The organism is Halorubrum trapanicum (assembly GCF_002355655.1).
Lineage (GTDB): Archaea > Halobacteriota > Halobacteria > Halobacteriales > Haloferacaceae > Halorubrum > Halorubrum trapanicum_A.
The window spans coordinates 2088424-2107855 of record NZ_AP017569.1 but is presented as its reverse complement, the minus strand read 5'-3'; the positions used below and the strand labels follow the sequence as shown (position 1 = coordinate 2107855).

At 69.1% G+C, this 19432-nt stretch carries 22 protein-coding genes; 6 read left to right on the top strand and 16 right to left on the bottom strand.

The features are described 5' to 3' along the window. Positions 1-34: 34 nt before the first annotated feature. The 7 genes from CPZ01_RS10240 to cheB form a co-directional block, all read right to left on the bottom strand. On the bottom strand, positions 35-748 hold the full coding sequence (locus tag CPZ01_RS10240; RefSeq protein ID WP_096394732.1) for a class II aldolase/adducin family protein: 714 nt from the start codon (positions 746-748) through the stop codon (positions 35-37). Next, positions 745-1458 carry an HAD family hydrolase gene (locus tag CPZ01_RS10235; RefSeq protein ID WP_096394730.1) on the bottom strand — a complete coding sequence of 238 codons (714 nt, stop codon included), beginning with the start codon at positions 1456-1458 and terminating at the stop codon, positions 745-747. Before CPZ01_RS10235 ends, CPZ01_RS10240 begins: the two co-directional genes overlap by 4 nt. Before the next feature lie 88 nt (positions 1459-1546). Further along, positions 1547-2419: a CheF family chemotaxis protein gene (locus CPZ01_RS10230; RefSeq protein ID WP_096394728.1), complete on the bottom strand. Its 873-nt coding sequence runs from the start codon at positions 2417-2419 to the stop codon at positions 1547-1549. Further along, a complete protein-coding gene (locus CPZ01_RS10225) occupies positions 2420-3634 on the bottom strand; it encodes a HEAT repeat domain-containing protein (protein WP_096394726.1) in 1215 nt (404 codons plus the stop codon). Then, positions 3634-4452 (bottom strand): CheR family methyltransferase, encoded by an 819-nt coding sequence (locus CPZ01_RS10220; protein ID WP_096394724.1) that lies wholly within the window; start codon positions 4450-4452, stop codon positions 3634-3636. The genes CPZ01_RS10225 and CPZ01_RS10220 overlap by 1 nt, the downstream gene beginning before the upstream one ends. Further along, entirely contained in the window at positions 4449-6878 is a 2430-nt protein-coding gene (locus CPZ01_RS10215) for a chemotaxis protein CheA (protein ID WP_096394722.1), read from the bottom strand. Before CPZ01_RS10215 ends, CPZ01_RS10220 begins: the two co-directional genes overlap by 4 nt. Next, positions 6878-7972 carry a chemotaxis-specific protein-glutamate methyltransferase CheB gene (cheB, locus tag CPZ01_RS10210; RefSeq protein ID WP_096394720.1) on the bottom strand — a complete coding sequence of 365 codons (1095 nt, stop codon included), beginning with the start codon at positions 7970-7972 and terminating at the stop codon, positions 6878-6880. Before cheB ends, CPZ01_RS10215 begins: the two co-directional genes overlap by 1 nt. A gap of 102 nt (positions 7973-8074) precedes the next feature. Here cheB and CPZ01_RS10205 point away from each other — a divergent pair, with 102 nt between their 5' ends. The 4 genes from CPZ01_RS10205 to CPZ01_RS10190 all read left to right on the top strand — a co-directional run bounded on the left by CPZ01_RS10205 (position 8075) and on the right by CPZ01_RS10190 (position 10401). Further along, positions 8075-8548: a chemotaxis protein CheW gene (locus tag CPZ01_RS10205; RefSeq protein ID WP_096394718.1), complete on the top strand. Its 474-nt coding sequence runs from the start codon at positions 8075-8077 to the stop codon at positions 8546-8548. 113 nt (positions 8549-8661) lie between these two features. Continuing rightward, entirely contained in the window at positions 8662-9357 is a 696-nt protein-coding gene (locus CPZ01_RS10200) for an RAD55 family ATPase (RefSeq protein WP_096394716.1), read from the top strand. Next, entirely contained in the window at positions 9357-9749 is a 393-nt protein-coding gene (locus CPZ01_RS10195; protein WP_096394713.1) for a hypothetical protein, read from the top strand. The genes CPZ01_RS10200 and CPZ01_RS10195 overlap by 1 nt, the downstream gene beginning before the upstream one ends. A 43-nt stretch (positions 9750-9792) precedes the next feature. Then, positions 9793-10401, top strand: a complete 609-nt coding sequence (locus CPZ01_RS10190; RefSeq protein ID WP_096394711.1) for a DUF7504 family protein — start codon at positions 9793-9795, stop codon at positions 10399-10401. A gap of 52 nt (positions 10402-10453) precedes the next feature. Here the strand turns inward: CPZ01_RS10190 and CPZ01_RS10185 are convergent, their stop codons facing one another. Next, the gene (locus CPZ01_RS10185; RefSeq protein ID WP_096394709.1) at positions 10454-11044 is read right to left on the bottom strand and encodes a hypothetical protein; all 591 of its coding nucleotides are present in this window, start codon (positions 11042-11044) and stop codon (positions 10454-10456) included. 129 nt (positions 11045-11173) lie between these two features. On the opposite strand from CPZ01_RS10185, the gene glmM reads away from it, so the two are divergent. Both glmM and CPZ01_RS10175 read left to right on the top strand, forming a co-directional pair. Then, positions 11174-12538: a phosphoglucosamine mutase gene (gene glmM, locus CPZ01_RS10180; protein WP_096394707.1), complete on the top strand. Its 1365-nt coding sequence runs from the start codon at positions 11174-11176 to the stop codon at positions 12536-12538. A gap of 513 nt (positions 12539-13051) precedes the next feature. After that, on the top strand, positions 13052-13339 hold the full coding sequence (locus CPZ01_RS10175) for a hypothetical protein (RefSeq protein ID WP_096394705.1): 288 nt from the start codon (positions 13052-13054) through the stop codon (positions 13337-13339). Positions 13340-13491: 152 nt separating this feature from the next. On the opposite strand, the gene CPZ01_RS10170 is transcribed toward CPZ01_RS10175, so the two are convergent. The 8 genes from CPZ01_RS10170 to CPZ01_RS10140 form a co-directional block, all read right to left on the bottom strand. Further along, positions 13492-14229 carry an Sjogren's syndrome/scleroderma autoantigen 1 family protein gene (locus CPZ01_RS10170; protein WP_096394703.1) on the bottom strand — a complete coding sequence of 246 codons (738 nt, stop codon included), beginning with the start codon at positions 14227-14229 and terminating at the stop codon, positions 13492-13494. A gap of 91 nt (positions 14230-14320) precedes the next feature. After that, a complete protein-coding gene (gene sufU / locus CPZ01_RS10165; protein WP_096394701.1) occupies positions 14321-14746 on the bottom strand; it encodes a Fe-S cluster assembly sulfur transfer protein SufU in 426 nt (141 codons plus the stop codon). A 439-nt stretch (positions 14747-15185) separates the two neighbouring features. Next, positions 15186-15614 carry a hypothetical protein gene (locus CPZ01_RS10160; RefSeq protein WP_096394699.1) on the bottom strand — a complete coding sequence of 143 codons (429 nt, stop codon included), beginning with the start codon at positions 15612-15614 and terminating at the stop codon, positions 15186-15188. Between the two features lie 224 nt (positions 15615-15838). Then, positions 15839-16204, bottom strand: coding sequence for a hypothetical protein (locus CPZ01_RS15020; RefSeq protein ID WP_157745955.1), 366 nt, complete (start codon positions 16202-16204; stop codon positions 15839-15841). A 231-nt stretch (positions 16205-16435) separates the two neighbouring features. Next, complete coding sequence (locus tag CPZ01_RS10155) at positions 16436-16819, bottom strand: thioredoxin family protein (protein WP_096394697.1); 384 nt, start codon at positions 16817-16819, stop codon at positions 16436-16438. 98 nt (positions 16820-16917) lie between these two features. After that, positions 16918-17133, bottom strand: a complete 216-nt coding sequence (locus tag CPZ01_RS10150) for a CbaC protein (RefSeq protein ID WP_096394695.1) — start codon at positions 17131-17133, stop codon at positions 16918-16920. After that, positions 17130-18920 (bottom strand): b(o/a)3-type cytochrome-c oxidase subunit 1, encoded by a 1791-nt coding sequence (locus CPZ01_RS10145; RefSeq protein ID WP_096394693.1) that lies wholly within the window; start codon positions 18918-18920, stop codon positions 17130-17132. The genes CPZ01_RS10150 and CPZ01_RS10145 overlap by 4 nt, the downstream gene beginning before the upstream one ends. Further along, positions 18917-19426, bottom strand: coding sequence for a cytochrome c oxidase subunit II (locus CPZ01_RS10140; RefSeq protein WP_096394691.1), 510 nt, complete (start codon positions 19424-19426; stop codon positions 18917-18919). The genes CPZ01_RS10145 and CPZ01_RS10140 overlap by 4 nt, the downstream gene beginning before the upstream one ends. Between the last annotated feature and the right edge of the window lie 6 nt (positions 19427-19432).

The window sequence follows — 19432 nt, the reverse complement described above, 5'->3', positions numbered from 1 at the left end:
TATAAAACCGGCCGACTGTCGGCGATTCCCCTCCTCACTCCGCGTCCGGCTGCTGGCCGTAGCTCTCGAACCGCTCCTCCACCGTCGCCATCTGCTCGTCGGTGAGCACGTGCGGCTCGCCGACGGCGGACGCGCGCAGGTAGAGCCGACAGATGTCCTCGACGTGGCGGGTGTTCTCCACCGCCGTCTCCACGTCCGGCCCGGTGACGACGAGCCCGTGGTTCGCTAAGATTGCGGCGTCCGAGTCCGCCTCGGCCATCGCGGCGACGACGTTCGCGGCCAGCTCCTCGGTGCCGTACGGCGCGTAGTCGGCGAGCGGCACCTCCCGGCCCACGGCGGCGATCATGTAGTGGATCGGGGGGAGCTTCCGACCGAGCGTCGCCATCGTCGTCGCCCACGGCGAGTGGGTGTGGACGATCGCGCCCGGCCGGTCGTGTTGATAAATTCCCGTGTGCATCGGCACCTCGCTCGACGGCGCCATCCGCCCGGCCAGCCGCTCGCCCGCCAGCGACACCACGGGCACGTCCGCCGCGTCGAAGGAGTCGTAGGGGACGCCGGTGGGCGTGACCGCGACCCGGTCGCCGTCGCGGACGCTCAGGTTCCCGGTCCGCCCGGGCGTCAGGTCCGCGAGCGCCGGTGCGTACTCGACGACCGCTTCACGCGCCTCCCGGAGGAGGTCCGGGTTCGCGTCCCGGCCGGAACCGCCTGCGGAGCGGGAGCCGCCGCCGCCGGAGCCGTCGGGGGTCACGCCGCCGCCTCCGTCAGGTCGGCGAGCGCGTCGAGCCGGTGGTCCGGCCGCTGCCCCTCGGAGAGGTCCGCGTCGGCGGGCGCGTCCCCGTCGGCGACGAACAGCGCGGAGTCGAGCCCGACGGCGTTCGCGCCGGCGACGTCGGTCTCGACGTTGTCGCCGACCGCCAGCGCCTCGCTCGGCCGGCGGTCGAGCTCGGCGAGCGCGGCCGTGAACGGGAGCGCGCTCGGCTTCTCGCGGCCGACCTCCTCGGAGGTGACGAGCAGGTCGATCCGGTCGTCGATTCCGAGGCGAACGAGCTTCCGCAGCTGGACCCGCGTCGTGAGGTTCGTCACGACCGCGACGTCGGTCCCCGCCGCGTCGAGCGCGTCGAGGACCGCCTCGACGCCGTCACAGAGCGACATCGCCGCGAGGTAGCCGTTCCAGTAGGCGTCGCCGGCCGCCAGCGCGCCCGCGGGGTCGGGGTCGCCGGCGTGCCGGTACAGCCCGCGCTTGAAGTAGACGTGCCTGGAGTGCGAGGCGGCGGTCCCGCCGGTCTCCCGTTTGGTCTCCCGCCGCCCGGTCGCGTACAGGTCGTCGAACGCGTCGCGGTCGAGGTCGTACCCGCGCTCGCGGAGGGCGTCGAGCGCGGCCCGCTTGCCCGCCTCGTTACACGGGGCGTACGGGTACAGCGTGTTGTCGAGGTCGAAAAGCACTGCCTCGTAGCTCATGGACCGACTCGGCGCGGCACCGACTTAAGGGTGGTTCGACGCCGCGGCGCGCCGGCGTTGACTCGCCGTCCGGGAGAGGTGAGCGCCGTTACTGCTCGTTCATCGCCTCGCTGGCGATGTTGCGGCCGCGGGAGTTGAGCGCGACCTCGCGGCGGACCCGCACCTCCTCGACCACTTCGAGCTCGACGAGCCGCTCGAACGTCTCCTCGACGTCGTCGACGTCCATCCCGAGGAACGAGGGGATCTCGAACGGCGAGACGCCGGAGTACAGGGCCATCAGCACCTCGCGGTCGCGGCTGGAGAGGTCGACGTTCGTCGACGACCGCTCCTCGCCCTTGCGCAGCCACGACTCGACGAACCGCATCCGGCTCGGGTCGCCCGCGACGTGCGTCTCGATGCTCGTCCCCTCGTCGTCGGTGTGCGACACCTCGATGACGGGTTTCTTGTCGCCGTTGACGGTGCGCTTCGCGGCGTCGAGCCCGCTGATGTCGTCGAGGTCGAACTTCACGAAGGCGCCGCGCTCCAGGGCGGCGTTGAGCCCGTTCTCGTCGATCTTCACGCGGGCCTGCTCCCACTCGGTGTCCGTGACGACCCCGCCCTCGATGGCGGGGTGTTTCACCATCACGGTCTTCTGGTCGAGCAGCGCGCGGTAGACGTCGCGCTCGAACGGCTCGTGGTCCTTGGCGGCGACGAGTAACACCTGCTCGCCCAGGTCGAAGCTCACGTAGTTGGAGACGCGCGCGACGGACTGGTTCGCGTCGTGCCGGCCGCCGAGCCGTTCCAGCTTCGACAGCGGGACGGTCCGCTTCCCGTCGTTGCCGGCGAGGATGAGCCGCCGGTTCGAGAGGAGGACGCGGCCGGGCGTCCACGAGACGTCGCTCACCTTCCGGCCCTCGCGGACCGCGACCGCGAACTTCGCCTGCGTGTCGGTGATCTTGTACTCGCCTTCCTCTTGCGCCATTTACGGACCCCCCGCGCGCAGCTTCGAGACGGCCGAGAACACGCGCTTTCTGACGGCCTGGCTGTCGTCGTCGGCGTACTCTTCGAGGCGGTTGAGCGTCTCCTGCCCGCCGATCTGCCCGAGGACGAACACCGCCTTCGCGCGGGCGTCCTCCGGGTGTTCGGGGCCCAGCATGTCGAGCAGGCGGTCCTCGACGACCGGGCCGCCGAGGCTCTTGAGGCTCGTCGCCGCGAACTGCGCGGTCTGGGGGTCGTCGTCCGCGAGCGCGTCCGCGAGCGCCTCCACCGCGGTCGCCGTGTCCGGGTCGGCCACCCGACCGAGGATCCACGCCGCGTTCCGGCGCTGGCGGGACTGCTGGCCCTCGGTGAGGATCTCGACGAGCGGCTCGACGACGGTCGCGTCGTCGGCCGCCTTCAGCTCCGAGACCACCTGGTCGCGGACGGCGTGGCTCTGCTCGGTCGGCACGTTCGAGAGCAGCTCGATCACCGAGTACACCGCCGCGTTCCGCACCACGGCGCTCTCGTCGCCGAGCGCCCGCGCGAGCGGCTCGACCGGCTCCGGGGTGCTGGCCTTCCCGAGCGCGCCGGCCGCGATCCGTCGGATCGACTCGTCGCCGTCGTCGAGCAGTTCGAGCAGCGGCGACAGCGCCTGGTCCGTCCCGATCGTCCCCAGCGCGTTCGCGGCGGCCCGCCGGACGCGCGGCTCCTCGTCGTCGAGCCGCTCGCGCAGCCCCGGGACCGCGCGCGCGTCGGCGTAGGTCCCGCATGCCTGCGCCGCGCGGAGCCGGACGCGGGCGTCCCCGTCGTCGAGCGCGCCGACCAGCGCCTGGAGGCCGCTCGCGTCGTCGAGGCGCCCGAGCGCGTTCGCCGCCGCCATCCGGAGCTCCGGACGGTCGGCCTTCAGCGCGCGGGCGAACTTTCGCGCGGTGACCCACTCCGCCTCCGAGTCGCCGCCCCCGCCCGTGAGCTCTTCGAGGAGCTGTTCGAGCGCCGCCTCGCCGATCTCGTCGAGCGCGTCGACCGCCGCGCCGCGGACCTCGGGGTCGTCGTCCGTCGTCGCCGCGCGGAGCAGCCCGTCGACCGTCGGCTGGTCGTCCTCCTCGCCGATCTCGCCGAGGAACTCCGCGGCGCGCCGCCGGACGGCCGCGCTGTCGCTGCCGAGCGCGTCCCGGAGTCGCTCCGCGTTCCCGTCCCGAGCGTGCTGGTACAGCGACATCAGCGCCTCCCGAACACCCGCCGTCGCTTGTCGATCGGTTCGTAGCGGTCGGAGCGGTCCGGGGGGACGCTCTCGGTCATCCCCAACACGAGGACGCCGTCGTCGGCCAGCGACGCCTCCAGCGTGTCGAACAGGGCCGCCTTGTGGTCGACGTCGATGTAGATCAGCAGGTTCCGGCACAGCACCACGTCGAAGGGGTCGCGGGCGCCGTCGCGGATCAGGTCGTGCGTCGCGAACTCGACGAGCCGGCGAGGGGCCTCGCGGACGCGGAACGTGTCCCCGTCGCGCTCGACGTAGCGGTCCGGGTCCGAGAGGGGTTCGAGCTCCTCGGCGATGTCGGTCGTCCGCGTCGTGTGGTAGACGCCCTCGCGGGCGTTGTCGAGCGCCTCCTCGCTGATGTCGGAGCCGAGCACCTCCACGCGCGACTCGTCGATCTCGGGGTCGTCGCAGGCTAACATCGCGACGGAGTACGGCTCGCGGCCGTCCGCCGAGGGCGCCGACCAGACGCGGACGCGCCGCTGCTCCGCGGTCCGCTCGCGCAACACGTCGCGGAGGACGTCCCACATCTCCGGGTTGCGGAAGAACTCCGTCACGTTGATCGTGAGCGCGTCCATCAGCGCCTGCCGCTCGTCGGCGTCCTCGCGCAGGATGCGCTCGTACTCGGCGTGCGACTCCGTGTCTCGCCGGCGCATCCGCGCCGTGATCCGGCGGTCGAGGTACGACTCGTTGTAGTAGCCCGGCTCGAACGGCACCGTGTCGTCGATCTGGCGGAGGACGCCTTCGAACGCCGTCTCGCCGTCGTCTGCGGACTCGCTCATAGGCTCACCACGTCGAGCACGGCCACGACGTCCCCGTCGCCGAGGACCGCCGTGCCGCTGAGTCCGGGCGTCCCCGAGAGCGGGCCGTCGAGCGGTTTGACGACCACTTCCTCCTGGTCTAACACCGCGTCGCAGTGGAGCGCGACCTGCCGCGTCTCCTCGCGGATCCGGACGAGCATCCCGTCGTCGGTCGCGCCCGCGCCGCCCGCGTCGTCGGGTGCCGGTCCGGCGGGGTCGGTCCCGTCGTCGACCGCGACGCCGCCGTCGGCGGCGGGCGTCTCGTCGGCGGCCGCCGAGGCCTCGGCCGCGGTCGAGTCGATCTCGCCGAGGCGCTCGTTCAGCCGGATGACGGGGTAGAGGTCGTCCTCGTGTCTGACGACCTCGTCGCCGTGGACCTCCTCGACGTCGTCGGCGCGGGCGACCTCCGCGATCGACTTGATCGGGATGCCGTACTCCGTGCCGCCGACGTCGACGAACATCACCTTCACGATGGCGACGGTGACGGGGAGTCGGAAGCGGACCGTGGTCCCCTCGCCGGGCTCGCTCTCGACCGAGACGGAGCCGTCGAGGTCGCGCGCGGTCGTCCGGACCACGTCCATCCCGACGCCGCGGCCGGAGACGTCCGTGACCTCCTCGGCGGTCGAGAGGCCGGGGTGGAAGACGAGGTCGTACGCCTCGCTGTCCTCCATCGCCTCGACCGCCTCGCGGCTCTTGACCCCCTCCTCGACCGCCTTGTCGCGGAGCTGGTCGGGGTCGAGCCCCGCGCCGTCGTCCGCGACCTCGATGATGACGTGGTCGCGCTCGCGCTCGGCCGTGAGCTCCACGTGCCCGGTCGGGTCCTTCCCGGCGGCCTCGCGCTCCTCGGGCGGCTCGATCCCGTGGTCGACCGCGTTCCGCAGGACGTGCACGAGCGGGTCGCGCATCTCCGTGAGGATGGTGCGGTCGAGCTCGACGTCGTCGCCCTCGATCTCGAAGTCGATCCGCTTGTCGAGGTCCCGCGAGATGTCGCGGACGAGACGCGGGAACGAGTCCGACACCTGCGAGAACGGGATGAGCCGCATGTCCATCGCCGTGTCCTGAAGGCTGGAGGCGAGCTTGTCGAGCTCGTCTAACGTGTCCGACTCGGCGTCGGCGGCCTCCAGCTCCCGCCGGAGCTTGATCCGGCTCGTCACCAGCTGCTCGACGAGCCCGTACAGCTCGTCGACCTGGTCGACGTCGACCCGGATCGATTTGATCTCGTCGCCGGACTTCGACTCCGACTTCGAGCCGGAGTCGTTCGGCTTCTGGTCCGAATCGGTCGACGCCGAGTCCGAATCGGTCGACACTGGGTCCGAATCGGTCGACGCCGAGTCCGAATCGGTCGACGCCGGGTCCGAACCGGTCGACGCCGGGTCCGAACCGTCGGAGTCGTCAGCGTCGGGGTCGGCGTCCGACGGCTCGGGTGCGTCGGTCGCGTCGTCGGTCGGTTCCGGTTCGGCGCTCTCGGGATCCGCCGGTTCGGCGGACTCGAACTCGTCGTCGGCCGTCGCGTCCGCGTCGGCCGAACCGACCGACTCGGCGTCCCCGTCGCTCGGTTCCGCGGCCGCAGCGTCCTCGCCGTCGCCGACCGCGGCCGCGCCGTCCGCGCCGTCGCCGACAGCGACCGCAGTGACCGCCTCGACCTGCGTGAGCGCCCGGAGCCCCTCGGCGACGACCTCGGGGTCGGCGCCGCCGACGAAGGCGTCGAACGACTCGTCGTACTCGCCGTCCTCCAGCGCCTCCGGGGCCGGGTCGGTCGCGTGCGCGTCGAACTGCTCGTCGAGCGCCTGGAGGACGAGCGCGGCGTCGACGCCCGGCATCTGCGCGTCGCCGATCGTCACGTCCGCGTACGCGACCGGGTCGGGGAGGTCGGCCGCGGCCGCCGGCGGTTCCGGCACCGAGACGTCGGCGTCGTCTTCGCCCTCATCTGCGTCGCCGCTACCCTCTTCCTCGGCGGCATCGTCGTCGGACCCGTCGTCGGCGGTCTCGGCGGCGTCGTCCGCCGAATCGCCGCCGTCCCCGCCGCCGACGGTGCCGTGTTCCTCCATCTCGCGGAGGCGCGATTCGAGGTCGGAGGGATCGGTCGACACCTCGCCGGCCTCGGCGATCTCCTCGACCATCGCCTCGACCGTGTCGACCCCCTCGAAGAGGAGGTCCATCAGCTCGGGCGTCACCTCGCGGTCGCCCTGCCGGACCGCGTCCAGCAGGTCCTCTAAGGCGTGCCCGAAGTCGGAGACGTCCTCGTACCCCATCGCCGCGGCGTTCCCCTTCAGGGTGTGGGCGACGCGGAACACGTCGTCCATCGCCTCGGTGTCCTCGGGGTCGGCTTCGAGGGCGAGTAGGGCGTTGTTGAGGTCGGTGATCCCGTCTTCGGCCTCGGCGACGAACGCGGCGCGGTGGGAGTCCATCAGGCCTCACCCCCCACGATCGCGCCGGCGACGTCGTCGAGGTCGCAGACGGCGTCGACCCCGCCGGTCTCGACCGCGCGCTTCGGCATCCCGTAGATGACGCAGGTGTCCTCGCTCTGCGCCAGCGTGCGCGCCCCGGCGTCGGCCATCGCGCGGATCCCCGCCGCGGCGTCCGAGCCCATCCCGGTCAGCACGACGCCGACGAGCGGGTCGTCGATCACCTCGGCCGCGGAGCGCATCGTCACGTCGGCCGCGGGGGTGACCGTGTGGGAGTCGTCGTCCGCGTCGAGCTTCACCCGGAGCCGCCCCGAGCGGTAGCTGTCGATCAGCGTGTGGCTCCCGCCGCGGGCGACGAGCACCTCGCCGGCGCCGATCCGCGCGCCGTCGCTGGCCTCGCGCACGTCGTACGCGGAGGCGGCGTCGAGCCGGTCCGCGAACCGCGAGGTGAACGCCTCCGGCATGTGCTGGACGACGACCACGCGGCAGTCCGCCATCGGCAGCGCGGACAGCACGCGCTCGACGGCGTTCGGCCCGCCGGTCGAGGCCGCGATCACCACGGTCAGCGGCCCGTCGACGTCGGCCGCGTCCGCCTCGGACCCGGCGTCCGGCGAGCGCGACGCCGCGGCGCTCGGGTCGTCGCGCTCGCGGGTCGCGGCGTCGAGGTCGGCACCCGCGACCGAGCGCACCGCCTCCACGAGGCGCTCCGACTCCCGCGAGACGCCCGTCGACACCTCGCCGCCGGGCTTCGCGAAGAAGTCGACCGCGCCGCGGTCGAGCGCCTCGAAGGTGACCTCCGCGCCCTCGTCCGTGTGCGCCGACAGCATCAACACCGGCGTCGGCGTCTCCTCCATCAGCCGCTCGACGGCTTCGAGCCCGCCCATTCCGGGCATCTCGACGTCCATCGTCACGACGTCGGGACGCGTCTCGGCGACCACCGAGAGCGCCTCCTCCCCGTCCCCCGCCTCGCCGACGACCGCGACCCCGGCGTCGCTCAGGAGGTCGCTTATCAGTCCCCGCATGAACGGCGAGTCGTCGACGACCACCACCCGCGGCGACCCGTCCCGACCGCCGCGCCGATCCGTCGTCCTGCTCATGTCTCACGGCGCGCCCAGAATCAGCATAAATCCACGGACCCAGTAATCACCCCTGATAATTCAGGGGACACGATTATCTGTCGGTTCGCCGCAGCTACGGGCATGGCAGCAACAGAGGCGGACGCCGAACCGACCAAGGTGTTGGAGTTCGGCCTGGGCGACGGGACGTACTGTCTGGACATCGGCGTCATCGACGAGATCGTCGACGCCGGCGAGCTCACGCGGATCCCCAACTCGCCGGACCACGTCGAGGGCGTGATGGACCTCCGCGGCCGGACGACGACGATCGTCGACCCGAAGACGGTGTTCGACATCGACGAGGACGGGCCGCGCGAGCGGATCGTCGTCTTCGACGACGGCGAGATCGACGAGGGCGGGACGGTCGGCTGGATGGTCGACGAGGTGTTCCAGGTCCGCGACGTCTCGCCCGAGGACGTCGACCAGAACACCACCGTCGAGGACGAGGGCGTCCGCGGCATCGTCAAGTCCGACGACCGGTTCGTCGTGTGGGTCTCGCCGGACGTCGACGACGCGCTCGCCGCCGACCTCGACGACGTCGAGGCCGCGGAGGCGTAGTCGGGAGAAGCGGCCGCCCTCGGATCGACGCGGGACACGCGAGGGCTGCGTCGGTTCTCACCCGTGAGAACCGGGTGCCAACGCTTATCAGCCGTCCGACGGGTCTCCCACGTATGCGCGTCTCAAGCGGCGTCCCGGGGTTCGACGCCCTCGTCGACGGCGGGTTCCCCGCGGACCGCCTCTACGTGGTCAGCGGTCCGCCCGGGAGCGGCAAAACGACCTTCTGTTCGCAGTTCGCGGCCCAGGGCGCCCGGAACGGCGAGGACGTCCTCTACATCAGCATGCACGAGACGAAGGAGGGGATCCGCGAGGACATGAGCGGCTACGAGTTCGGGTTCGACCGCGCGCTCGACTCCGACCGCGTCACCTTCCTCGACTCCTTCTCGTCGGACGGGCGGCGCTTCTTCGGCCTCCCCGGCGACCGGCGCGACCGCTCGGGCGTCACCAACCGCCTCACCGGGTTCATCAACTCCCGCGACATCGACCGGGTCGTCTTCGACTCGACGATGCTGTTGCGGTTCCTCCTCGACGACGACGAGGACACGATGGTCCAGCTGCTCTCCTCGCTGAAGCGGACCGACGCCACGACCCTCCTGATCTCCGAGATGACCGACCCGAGCGCCTACTCCGAGGAGCACTACCTCGCGCACGGCGTCGTCTTCATGCACAACTACCTCGAGGACGAGGGGATGCGCCGCGGGGTCCAAGTGCTGAAGATGCGGGGGACGAACGTCGACACCGACATCCAGGACGTGGAGTTCACCGACGGCGGGCTTCGCGTCGGCTCGGCCGCGACGGTGACGCACTGATGTACGACCGCACGTTCGGCACGGAGTGGGACGACCTCTCGCGGGAGGAGGCCGTCGAGCGCGCCTTCGCGCTGGGCGTCGCGGCCGGCGTCGACAGCGCGCGCCCGGAGGAGCTCGACCGGGTGTTGGAGGCGTTCCCGGGGAGCTACGACCGGAGCATCGTGGAGCTGGCGTACGACGAGGGGCGGACGAAGGCGCTGGAGGCGAAGGCGGAGCGGGACGACCCGGACGACGAGGCCGTCTGGCGCTCGCTCGTCGACGGCGCCGGCGAGCCGCGCGAGTCCCCGGTCCCCGCCGCGCTCCCCGGTGCGATACGCGAGCTGACACTCACCGACGGGCCGCGAGAGGGACCGCCGTCCTCGCTCGACCTCCCCTCCATGCTCCGAAAGTGATCGCTCCGAAGGGTTTTACCCGACACTCTCTCACGTTTTCACTATGACCGCGCTTCCCGACGCTGTCCGCGGCGCCGACAGCGTCCTCATCAGCGGTCCCCCGATGAGCGGGAAGTACGACCTGTTCAACCGGCTGCTCGCCGCGTGGTCCGACGGCCCGGTCGTCATCTCGACGGGCCGGACCGCGGAGAAGGTCCGCGACGACTACGAGGAGCTGACGGGCGGCGACGGCGACGACGTCGTCGTCATCGACTGCGTCACCCACGAGCAGGGCGACAAACGCGAGGACACGCCGACGACCAAGTACGTCGCCAGCGCGGGCAACCTCACGGACATCGGCATCAAGTTCACCGACATCGTCGAGTCCTCCGCCGGGCGCGACCGCGCGGTCGGCGTCTACTCGCTCTCGCAGCTGCTGATGTACTGGGACCCCGAGCGCATCTACCGGTTCACCCGCGTGATGACCTCCCAGACATCCGGCGAGGGGTGGCCGTTCGTCGGCGTCGTCGGCTCGACCGCCCACGACGAGCAGGTCGTTCACACCCTCCACGAGCCGTTCGAGGTCGTCGTCGAGACGCGCGTCGAGGACGACGACCGGGAGTTCCGGGTCCGCGGCCGCGTGGGCCAACCCTCCGACTGGCAGTCGTTCTGAGTCGAGACCCGCGCTGCGGTCCGAAGTCGACCGGGCCCACGTCGAACCGGCCTCACCCGACCAGTTCGAACTCCGCGCCGATCGGCGGCGCGTCGACGAGCCCCCAGTAGACGAACCGGTAGGTCCCGGCGCCGAGCGGCGGACAGACGGCCAGGTCGACGCCGTCGACCGCGTCGGCGATGCCCGACTCGGTCAGCGTGATGTCCCAAGAGTACGCCGAGCTCGTGCCGAGCGACGACTCGCTCCGCGGGAGTTCGACCGCCTCGCCCGTCGTCGATCCGCGGACGTCGAGCCACCCCTCGCCCGTCTCGCGCTGGAGCGAGTAGGCGGACTCGCCGCGCGTGGGCGTCGGAGCGTCGCCGGTGTTCCGGAGGACGAGCCGGAGCGACTGGCCGTACGTCTCGGTCGTCCCCTCGGTGGAGAGCTCCACGGTCGTCTCGCCCGTCTCGACGAGCGTCTCGGCGACCGACGCCTCGAACGGCCGATCGAGGCGGACGAACCCGTCGTCCTCGCAGGTCAGCGTCGCCGGCGTCCCCTCGGGGCCCTGCGGCCCGTCGCCCGCGGCGAAGTCGAGGCAGCCCGCCGTCGCGACGGACAGGGCGAGCGCGCTTCCGACGAGCGCGTCGCGTCGCGTGTGGTCCATACGGGGCGAACGAGCGCCACCGGCATGAACCGCACGCGTCGTCGCGGGCCCGGCGCGAGCGTGTCCCTCCGCCGACACGTCGCCGAGCGGTTCGGAACCGCTTTCCCCTCGGCCGGCGGATGGCCTCGCATGGAGCTGTTCGGATCGAGCGGCATCCGCGGGGTCGCGCTGCGGTACCTCACGCCCGCGCTCGTCCTCGACATCGCGAAGGCGGCGGGGACGGTCTGGGACGCCGACCGTGTCGCCGTCGCGCGCGACACGCGGACCACCGGCGAGCTGTTCGCGAACGCGGCCGCGAGCGGCCTCGCCGCGGTCGGCTGCGACGTCGACCGACTCGGCGTCGTCCCCACGCCCGCGGTCGGCAACTACTGCGAGTCGGCGGGGGTGCCCGCCGTCCTCGTCACCGCATCGCACAACCCGCCGGAGTTCAACGGGATCAAGCTCGTCGGCGACGACGGCGTGGAGCTCTCGGTCGACGTGTTAGAGCGGATCGAGCGGCGCGTCCTCGACGACGAGTACGACCACGCCGACTGGCGGGCGGCGGGCGCGACGACGCCGGTCGAGGGCGCCGTCGACGACTACGTCGACCAGCTGATCGCCGCGGTCGACCGGGAGGCGATCGCCGACGCCGACCTCACGGTCGCGGTCGATCCCGGGCACGGCGCGGCCTCGGTCGCGTCGCCCCGGATCTACCGCGAGCTCGGCTGCGAGGTGCTGACCGTCAACGCGACCCCGGACGGCCACTTCCCCGGCCGCGACTCGGAGCCGGTCCCGGAGAACCTCGGCGACCTCTCGCGGCTGGTCGCGACGAGCGACGCGGACGTGGGGATCGCGCACGACGGCGACGCGGACCGCGCGGTGTTCGTCGACGAGGAGGGCGAGTTCGTCGACGGCGACACCTCCTTCGCGGCGCTGGCGGACGCCTGCCTCGACCCGGGCGACGCGGTCGTCAGCGCGGTCAACGTCTCCCAGCGGCTCGTCGACGTCTGCGGCGCCAACGACGCCGACCTAGAGCTGACCCCCATCGGCGCGACGAACATCATCACCCGCACCCGCGAACTCCACGAGGAGGGGGTCAACGTCCCGGTCGCCGGCGAGGGGAACGGCGGCGTCTTCTTCCCGCCGTACCGGCTCTCGCGGGACGGCGCGTACATCGGCGCGCGGTTCCTCGAACTGCTCGCCGACGCCGACGGCGCGCCCGTCAGCGAGGTCGTCGCGCCGTACAGCGACTACCACTTCGTGCGGGCGAACGTGGAGTACGAGGGCGACGACGAGCGCGACGAGATGCTCTCTGCCGCCCGCGCGTACGTCGAGACCGCCGACGCGGAGCCGAACACCACCGACGGCTACCGGCTCGACTACGGCGACGCGTGGGTGCTGGTCCGCCCCTCCGGCACCGAGCCGAAGATCCGGATCTACGCCGAGTCCGCCGACGCCGAACGCGCCGAGCGGCTCGCCCAAGACATGCGCGTCGCCGTCGAGAGCGGGCGATAGCGGCGACCTATTTATAAATGAACGTGTGCGGTGGCGCGTGCCTGCGAGGCCGCTCTGCGGCCGAGCAGCACGCGCGAGGGACGCCGCGAGCGACCGGAGGGAGTGAGCGGCGAGGCTGGGGAGGCGTGAGGCTGCTGTGCTGTGAGGGGCGGGACTCAAAGGGGCAGCCACGAGGACGGCGCAGACGACGTAAGCACCGCAGGGAGCGAACGGAGTGAGCGACCGAGGAGCGCAACGAGTGTGCGCCGTCCTCGCGGCTGGGGCTTTGGAGGTGGTCGTCGCCGATCGCAGTCAACTATTTATAAGAGATTGGCTGGGACTTTGGCGGTGTTCGCCGCCAATCCGTTGTGGATTATTTATAAGCGATTGGCTGGGATTTCGACGATTTTCTCGGCGCGTCCGGTTCGAGCACCGACGCATCGATTCATCTCGCTCAGCAGCCAGCACGAGACTGACAGGAAGTTTATGAGTTCCGATACTAATATATTAACTCGCTATATAGTAACTATCGACATGACCGCCGCGAAGCCGGAGAACCCGCCACGCCACGCCACGTCCGACCCGGATCCGTCGCCCGAACTGTTGAACGCGCTCGAAAGCGACACGGAGACGGTCACCGGCGCTATCGCCGCCGGAACCGTGACGCTGGAGGAAGTCGATCAGTTCGTCCGGCGCGCGGAGCGCGGCGAGATCGACAACGAGGCGAACCTCGACGCGGTCGTCCGGATCGTCCACGCGCTGTTGTGCGACGAGCCGAGCTGGGCGAACATGGAGCCGGCCGGCTCGCCGGTTCGGGCCTGACGCCGCCGCGACCGAAGCGAGTCCGCCGTCTCTCCGTTCTCTCTCACCCTCTTCGTCTTTTCCGGCTCCCGTATTTTCCGTCTCCCCGCTCTCCGTACTTCCCGATCTACCCCACCCTCGTTCGAGGCGTCGCCGCGTCGCGACGTCGCCGGCTACCGATTCAGCGCCGCGAGCGCCTCGGCCGCCTCGCGGGCCGCTTCGAGGTGGTCGCGGGCGCGCCGCGGATCGTCCGTCTCCTCGGCGGCGCGCGCGAACCGCGTCAGCGTCCGCGTCAGCGACGCGCGAGCGGCCCCGACGCCCTCGGCGTCGTCGGCCGACCGCGACGGGACCGACTGCTGCGGCTCGGACCGCTGCGGCTCGGACCGCTGCGGCGACGACCTCCGTGGCGACGCCGAGTCCTGCGAGGGCGCCGACTCCTGCGACGGTGTCGAGCCCTGCGGGGCCGCGGTCGACGGGGGCGACTCCGACCGGCCCGGTTCGTTCGCGCCGGAGTCGACCGCGCCGTTCTCCGCCGCGGCGTCGACGCCCTCCTCGGCGTCCGCTTCAGTCGACGTTCCGGTCGCGACGGCGGGAGCGTCACCCGCGTCGGCCGGAGCGTCGCCCGCCTCGACCGAAGCCCCGTCCGCCTCGGCCGGAGCGTCGCCCGCCTCAGCCGGAGCCTCCCCCGCCTCGGCCGCGCCCCCGGCCTCGTTCCCGCAGGTGGGGCAGAACTCGCGGCCGTCGTACCGGAAGATGGGGTCGCCGCACTCCCCGCAGTGGCGGTTCGTCATCGTCGCGCCCTTCAGGAGCAGTTCGGACATCTGCTGGGTGTGCTCGCGCTTCTTCTCGTCCTCCGCGAACTTCTCGCGGAGCTTCTCGCGTTCCGCCTCCTTGTCGAAGCCGTCGCTCATGGGCGGACGAACGTGGTTCGCGGGCAAAAGTCCGGTGGGCTCGGGACGGGCGCGTCCGCGGCGCGAGCCGGCCGCAGCGAGAGTCGAGCGGCTACTCCTCGGTGACCGTGCGGTCCGCGTCCGGGTCGAGCTCGCCGCGGTGGATCTTCGCGCCGTCCTGCGCGACCTGTCGGCCCAGCACCGCGCACTTGACGCGCATCGGCGAGATGTCGACGCCGAGCATCTCCGTGACGTCGTCGGTGTCGAGCGCGTCGAGCTCGTCGACGGGCATCCCGTGGAGCCGCTCGGAGAGCATGCTCGCGGAGGCCATCGAGATGGCGCAGCCGTCGCCGGTGAACCGCACTGCCTCGACCGTCTCCTCGGCGTCGTCGAGTTGGACGTCCATCCGGATCGTGTCGCCACAGGAGGGGTTCTCGCCGACGTGCGTGAAGTCCGGATCCTCGAGTTCCCCGTAGTTACGCGGGTTCTTGTAGTGGTCGAGGATCTGCTGCCGGTACATGTCCGAGCCCAGTCCCATACTGCCTCCGAGTACGCCGGTCCGGCTCAAAAGGGTTCCGTCGATCGCAGCTACTTATAAATGAACAGCGGCACTGCGGTGGCGCGTGCCTGCGAGCGGTCGCCCTCGGCGACCGCGAGGAGCACGCGCGAGGGAGTCGGTGGTCCGGAGCAACGCGGAGGACCACCGACGAGGCTGGGGAGGCGCGAGGCGCTGTGCGGTGCTGTCGGGCGGGACTCGAAGGGGCAGTCGCGAGGCGGGCGCAGGCGAAGGCAGGACCGCAGCGAGTGAGCGGAGCGAACGAGCGAGGACCGCCCCGAGCGTGCGCCCGCCTCGCGGCTGGGGCTTCGGAGCGGTCCGCGTGGCTTAGCAGTTTATAATAGGGTGTCATAGAAGATTTACCACGACATTTATTTCGTGGATTCACAGCTGAATCAGCCGATGGAACGCGCTTGCTAATTCAGCACTGGGAATCAGCCATTTTCACCGTATCGTTTCCACCGAATCCAATATTAATGTCAATTTCTTCCTCTATCTGCTGTTTATCGCGGCCTACACAGTCCATAGTCGCTGTAAGGGTCTCTACCTCGGTTCCATCGAGAAACAGGGAAACGGTATATGACATTCCCTTCGGCACGTTTGAGATGGCAGTTGATTCAGTGTGTACGTACGGGTCTGCTCCGCTTGGACTCGGCAGGTCATACGTCTTCTCGAAATCCGACCGCCCGGTAACCTGGATCTCGATTCGAGCTTCGTAGGCTTCGTCTGTATAATTACGGAGCCGGAATCCAAGTGTCCCGACGAACGGTACTGATGTACAGCCAGCAAGCCCTATGAGGCCGATTAGACCGCCAGATCTGAGAAATTGCCGGCGTGACGGATCGCACATTTATTTTTCACTGATCTACAGGAACACAAAGGCTTTCTGATAAACCTATAATCTATACTAAACTTTCTATGTTCATCTGTACTGAGCGATTCGTGAGTTCCCTGTATTGACCGCAACCGGGTCAGAATATGTCACCTGTTGAGGATTTCAACATAGCCATTCTCGCCTAAAACAGCCGGTTGATGAGAGCTGCTTATTGAATCCGGTTACGCGTCCTGTTCATCTCAAACCTCGCTGAAACCTCGTCCGATCAAGTACCCAACTACTGTAATCACGCCAGATACGATTGCTCCGGTGACAAGTGGAAATATGAAAGCGGTCGGGTTTGCCATGATTGGGATGAACAGATTGAGTGTGAAACCAAAACATGGACCGAATGTGAGTATCCAATTCCCAACGAGATCTGCACCCTGAAACGCTCGCAAGACAACGATAACAGTAATAAAGAGCGCACCACCGTAGACAATAGCCGATTGTACTGAAGTCGAGGGTTCCAAGTCCCAGACTCGCAACCCAGTCAACGTCCCAAGAACAAAGAGAAACGCGGCTATAGCCACTATAATCTCACTTGTTCGCTTGTTCAAGAGCATATAAATTTGTCTTGTCTTACATTACGTATGCCTTGTGGGTCAAACTGGGATGGTCTAAGCGATCTGCGAGTTCCCTGTACTGAGCGATTCCTAGGTAGGTGTGAGAAGACTTCTATGACACCCTCGTTTATAAATAAAATCGTCGTACGGGCGAGCGACTGGGGCTTCGATAGCCGTCGCGTCACCACACCGAACTCCCGAGACGATCTCAAACCGACGAATCGCGATCGCTCAGGCCGCGTGTTCGTCGACCCACGCCGTCAGCTCGTCGCCCGGAATGAACCCCTCGGCGCGCCGCGCGACCGGTTCGCCGTCGACGAAGAGGACGAACAGCGGGACGCTCCGCACGTCGAACCGCTCGACCAGCGGCGGGTCGTCGCGGGGGTTCACCGTGCCGACCGCCAGATCGGCGTCGGCGCCGCGGGCCACGTTCCCGATTACCGGCTCCATGCTCGCGCAGATGCCGCAGCCGTCGGTGTAGAACTCCACGAGCGCGACGTCCGCGTCCGCGACGAACTCGTCGAGGTCATCCTCGTCCGACAGCGAGACCGGGCGGTTCGCACCGGCCGGCGCTTCGGAAGCGTCGGCATCGTTCGATACAGTATTGGATTCCATACGCATTATTGTGGCCGAGGGGTCATAACTGCTTCTGTCGGAAAACGTGTTCCGGGAGAAAGACGAGCGAGCGGTCTTCGAGACCGCGTTTCGAGCCGTTAGGCCGGCTCGTCGCCCTCGGGCTCGGTGCGCCACCCGCCCTTCAGCGTGACGTACCAGACCGAGAGGCCGGCGAGGACGAAGACGGCGGCCATGTACGGAATGATCGGCAGTTCGAGGCCGACGAAGTCGAGGACGGTCCGCATCTCGTAGACGATCACGCCGAAGATCGCGAGCGTCACGAGCAGCCCGCCGCGGCTGATGTCCACGCTCATCGGACCACCCCGGCGAGCGAGGCCCCCGCGTCGCCGACCGCGCCGAACAGCGTCGCCGCCGCGTTCGCGAGCGCGTCCAACAGGGGGGCGAGCCACACCGGATAGGTGCCGACGCCCGGGCCGAGCAGCCCGCCGCGCTGGATGATCGCCGCGATCGGGAGGGCGTAGGCTAAGACGACGAGCGTCACAGCGATGCCGACCCACAGGCGGAGGTTATCGAGCACCTGCGGGGCGTCCTCGGGCCCGGAGACCGGCGTCGGCAGGGTCTCCGCGAGCCCGGAGACCGTCGGGTTCCCCATCGTCAACACGAGGTTCCCGAGGAACAGGATCGTCGAGACGAAAAGCAGCGTCCCGCCGATCGCTATCTGGATGTTCAGCTCCTCGAAGCCGCCGAACATCGTCGGGTAGTCGAAGCCGGAGTACTCCGGTTCGGCGGTCCGACGCGGCACACCGAGCAGCCCCTGCGCGTGCATCGCGTTCGACATCAGCGCCATGCCGATGAACCAGAGCACGACTTGGAACAGTCCGATCTGACTGCTGTAGATCGGCTTGTTGCTGATCTGCGGCCAGAGCCAGTAGGTCCCGGCCATCATGGTCAGCGCGACCGCGGTCCCGACGGTGAGGTGGAAGTGGCCCGGCACCCACAGCGTGTTGTGGATGAGGTAGTTGATGTTCATTCCGGCGTTCACCATCCCGGAGAAGCCGCCGGCCGCGAACATGAGCCCGGCGAGCATCATGCCCGTGAACTCCGGCTTCCGCCACGGGAGGTGCGTGAGCCAGCCGAGCAGTCCGGTGCCGCCGTTCTTGCGAGCCCCGTACTCGACGCTCGCGACAACGGTGAACGCGGTGAGCAGGCTGGGCAACAGCAGGAACATCGTGTTCGTCATCGAGATGAACTTGAACCCCTCCGCGATGCCGGGGTCGAGGTACTGGTGGTGGATCCCGACCGGCGTCGAGAGGAGGACGAACAGCACGAACACGACCCGGGCCAGCGGGTCGCTGAACAGCCGCCCGCCGGCGATCTTCGGCAGGACGGTGTACCAGAGCATGTACGCCGGCATCAGCCAGAAGTAGACGACCGGGTGGCCGAAGAACCAGAACAGCGTCCGGGTCAGCGTCGGGTTCACCTGGTCGATGAAGCCGAGCGACCACGGCAGGAGGAACAGCAGCACGGAGGCGGCGACGGCGGACGAGGCGATGTACCACATCGTCATCGTGGTCAACACCATGAACGTCTGGAGCGGGATCCGCTCGTCCGGGTGGTCGCGCCGCCACGCGAGGAACGTCCGGAACCAGTCCGCCCCCGCGATCCACGTGCCGACGATGAACACAACGAGCCCGGCGTAGAACAGCGGGTGGGCCTGAAGCGGCGCGTAGAAGGTGTATAGCACGTCCGCGCTCATGTCGATGGAGTCGACGAACCCGGCGAGGATCGAGATGCCGGTGAGCGTCATGCCGGTCGCCATCAGTCCGTACCACGTCCACGTGATCTTGATGTTCAACAGCGGCCGGTCAAGGCTCCGAGTTATCGCCCAAGTGAACAACCCGACGAGGAAGAAGATCGTGAAGCTGATCACCATGAAGACGCCGTGCGCGGTGAGAACGGTGTAGTAATCCGTTGAGGGGATGATCCGCGCGACATCGGTCCGGTGGAGCGTCTGGATGATCCCGAACACCGCACCGAGGAACAGGGCGAAGAATGAACTCAGGAAGGCCGCGCGGACGACGCGCGCCTCGTCGGGGAACTTGTCGACGAACGTCCGCTCGGACTCGAGGGCTGTGCTCACGCCGAGTCACCCCCTCGGTTCTCGAACTCCGACTGACTGACGACGTGGAGCTTTCCCTCCATGACGTGGTGACCCGCGCCGCAGTACTCGTTACAGACGATCCCGTACTCGGTGGGCTCGTCGGTCTCGACCGTGATCTCCGAGACTTCGCCGGGGACGACCATCGTGTTCGCGCTCGTGCCGACCACCTCGAACCCGTGGATCACGTCGGCGGAGGTGACGTAGAACGTCACCGTGCTGTTCGCCGGCACGACGATCGGGTCGGGTTGGAACCCGAACTGTCGAGCGACGACGTACGCCTCGTACTCGTTCTCGCCGACCTGCTCGACCCGAGGCTCCGAGAACCGCTCGTCCTCGTCGAGCGCCGTCGGGTCGATGGTTGACTGCGAGTCGGCGACCATCGCCACGCCCGGGCCGACGGCGCCGTACGTCACGGTCCCGATAAGGGCGAGGATCAACACGATCGAGAGCGCGAGCCAGAGCTTTTCGTAGGCGTGAATGTGCACGTCTGA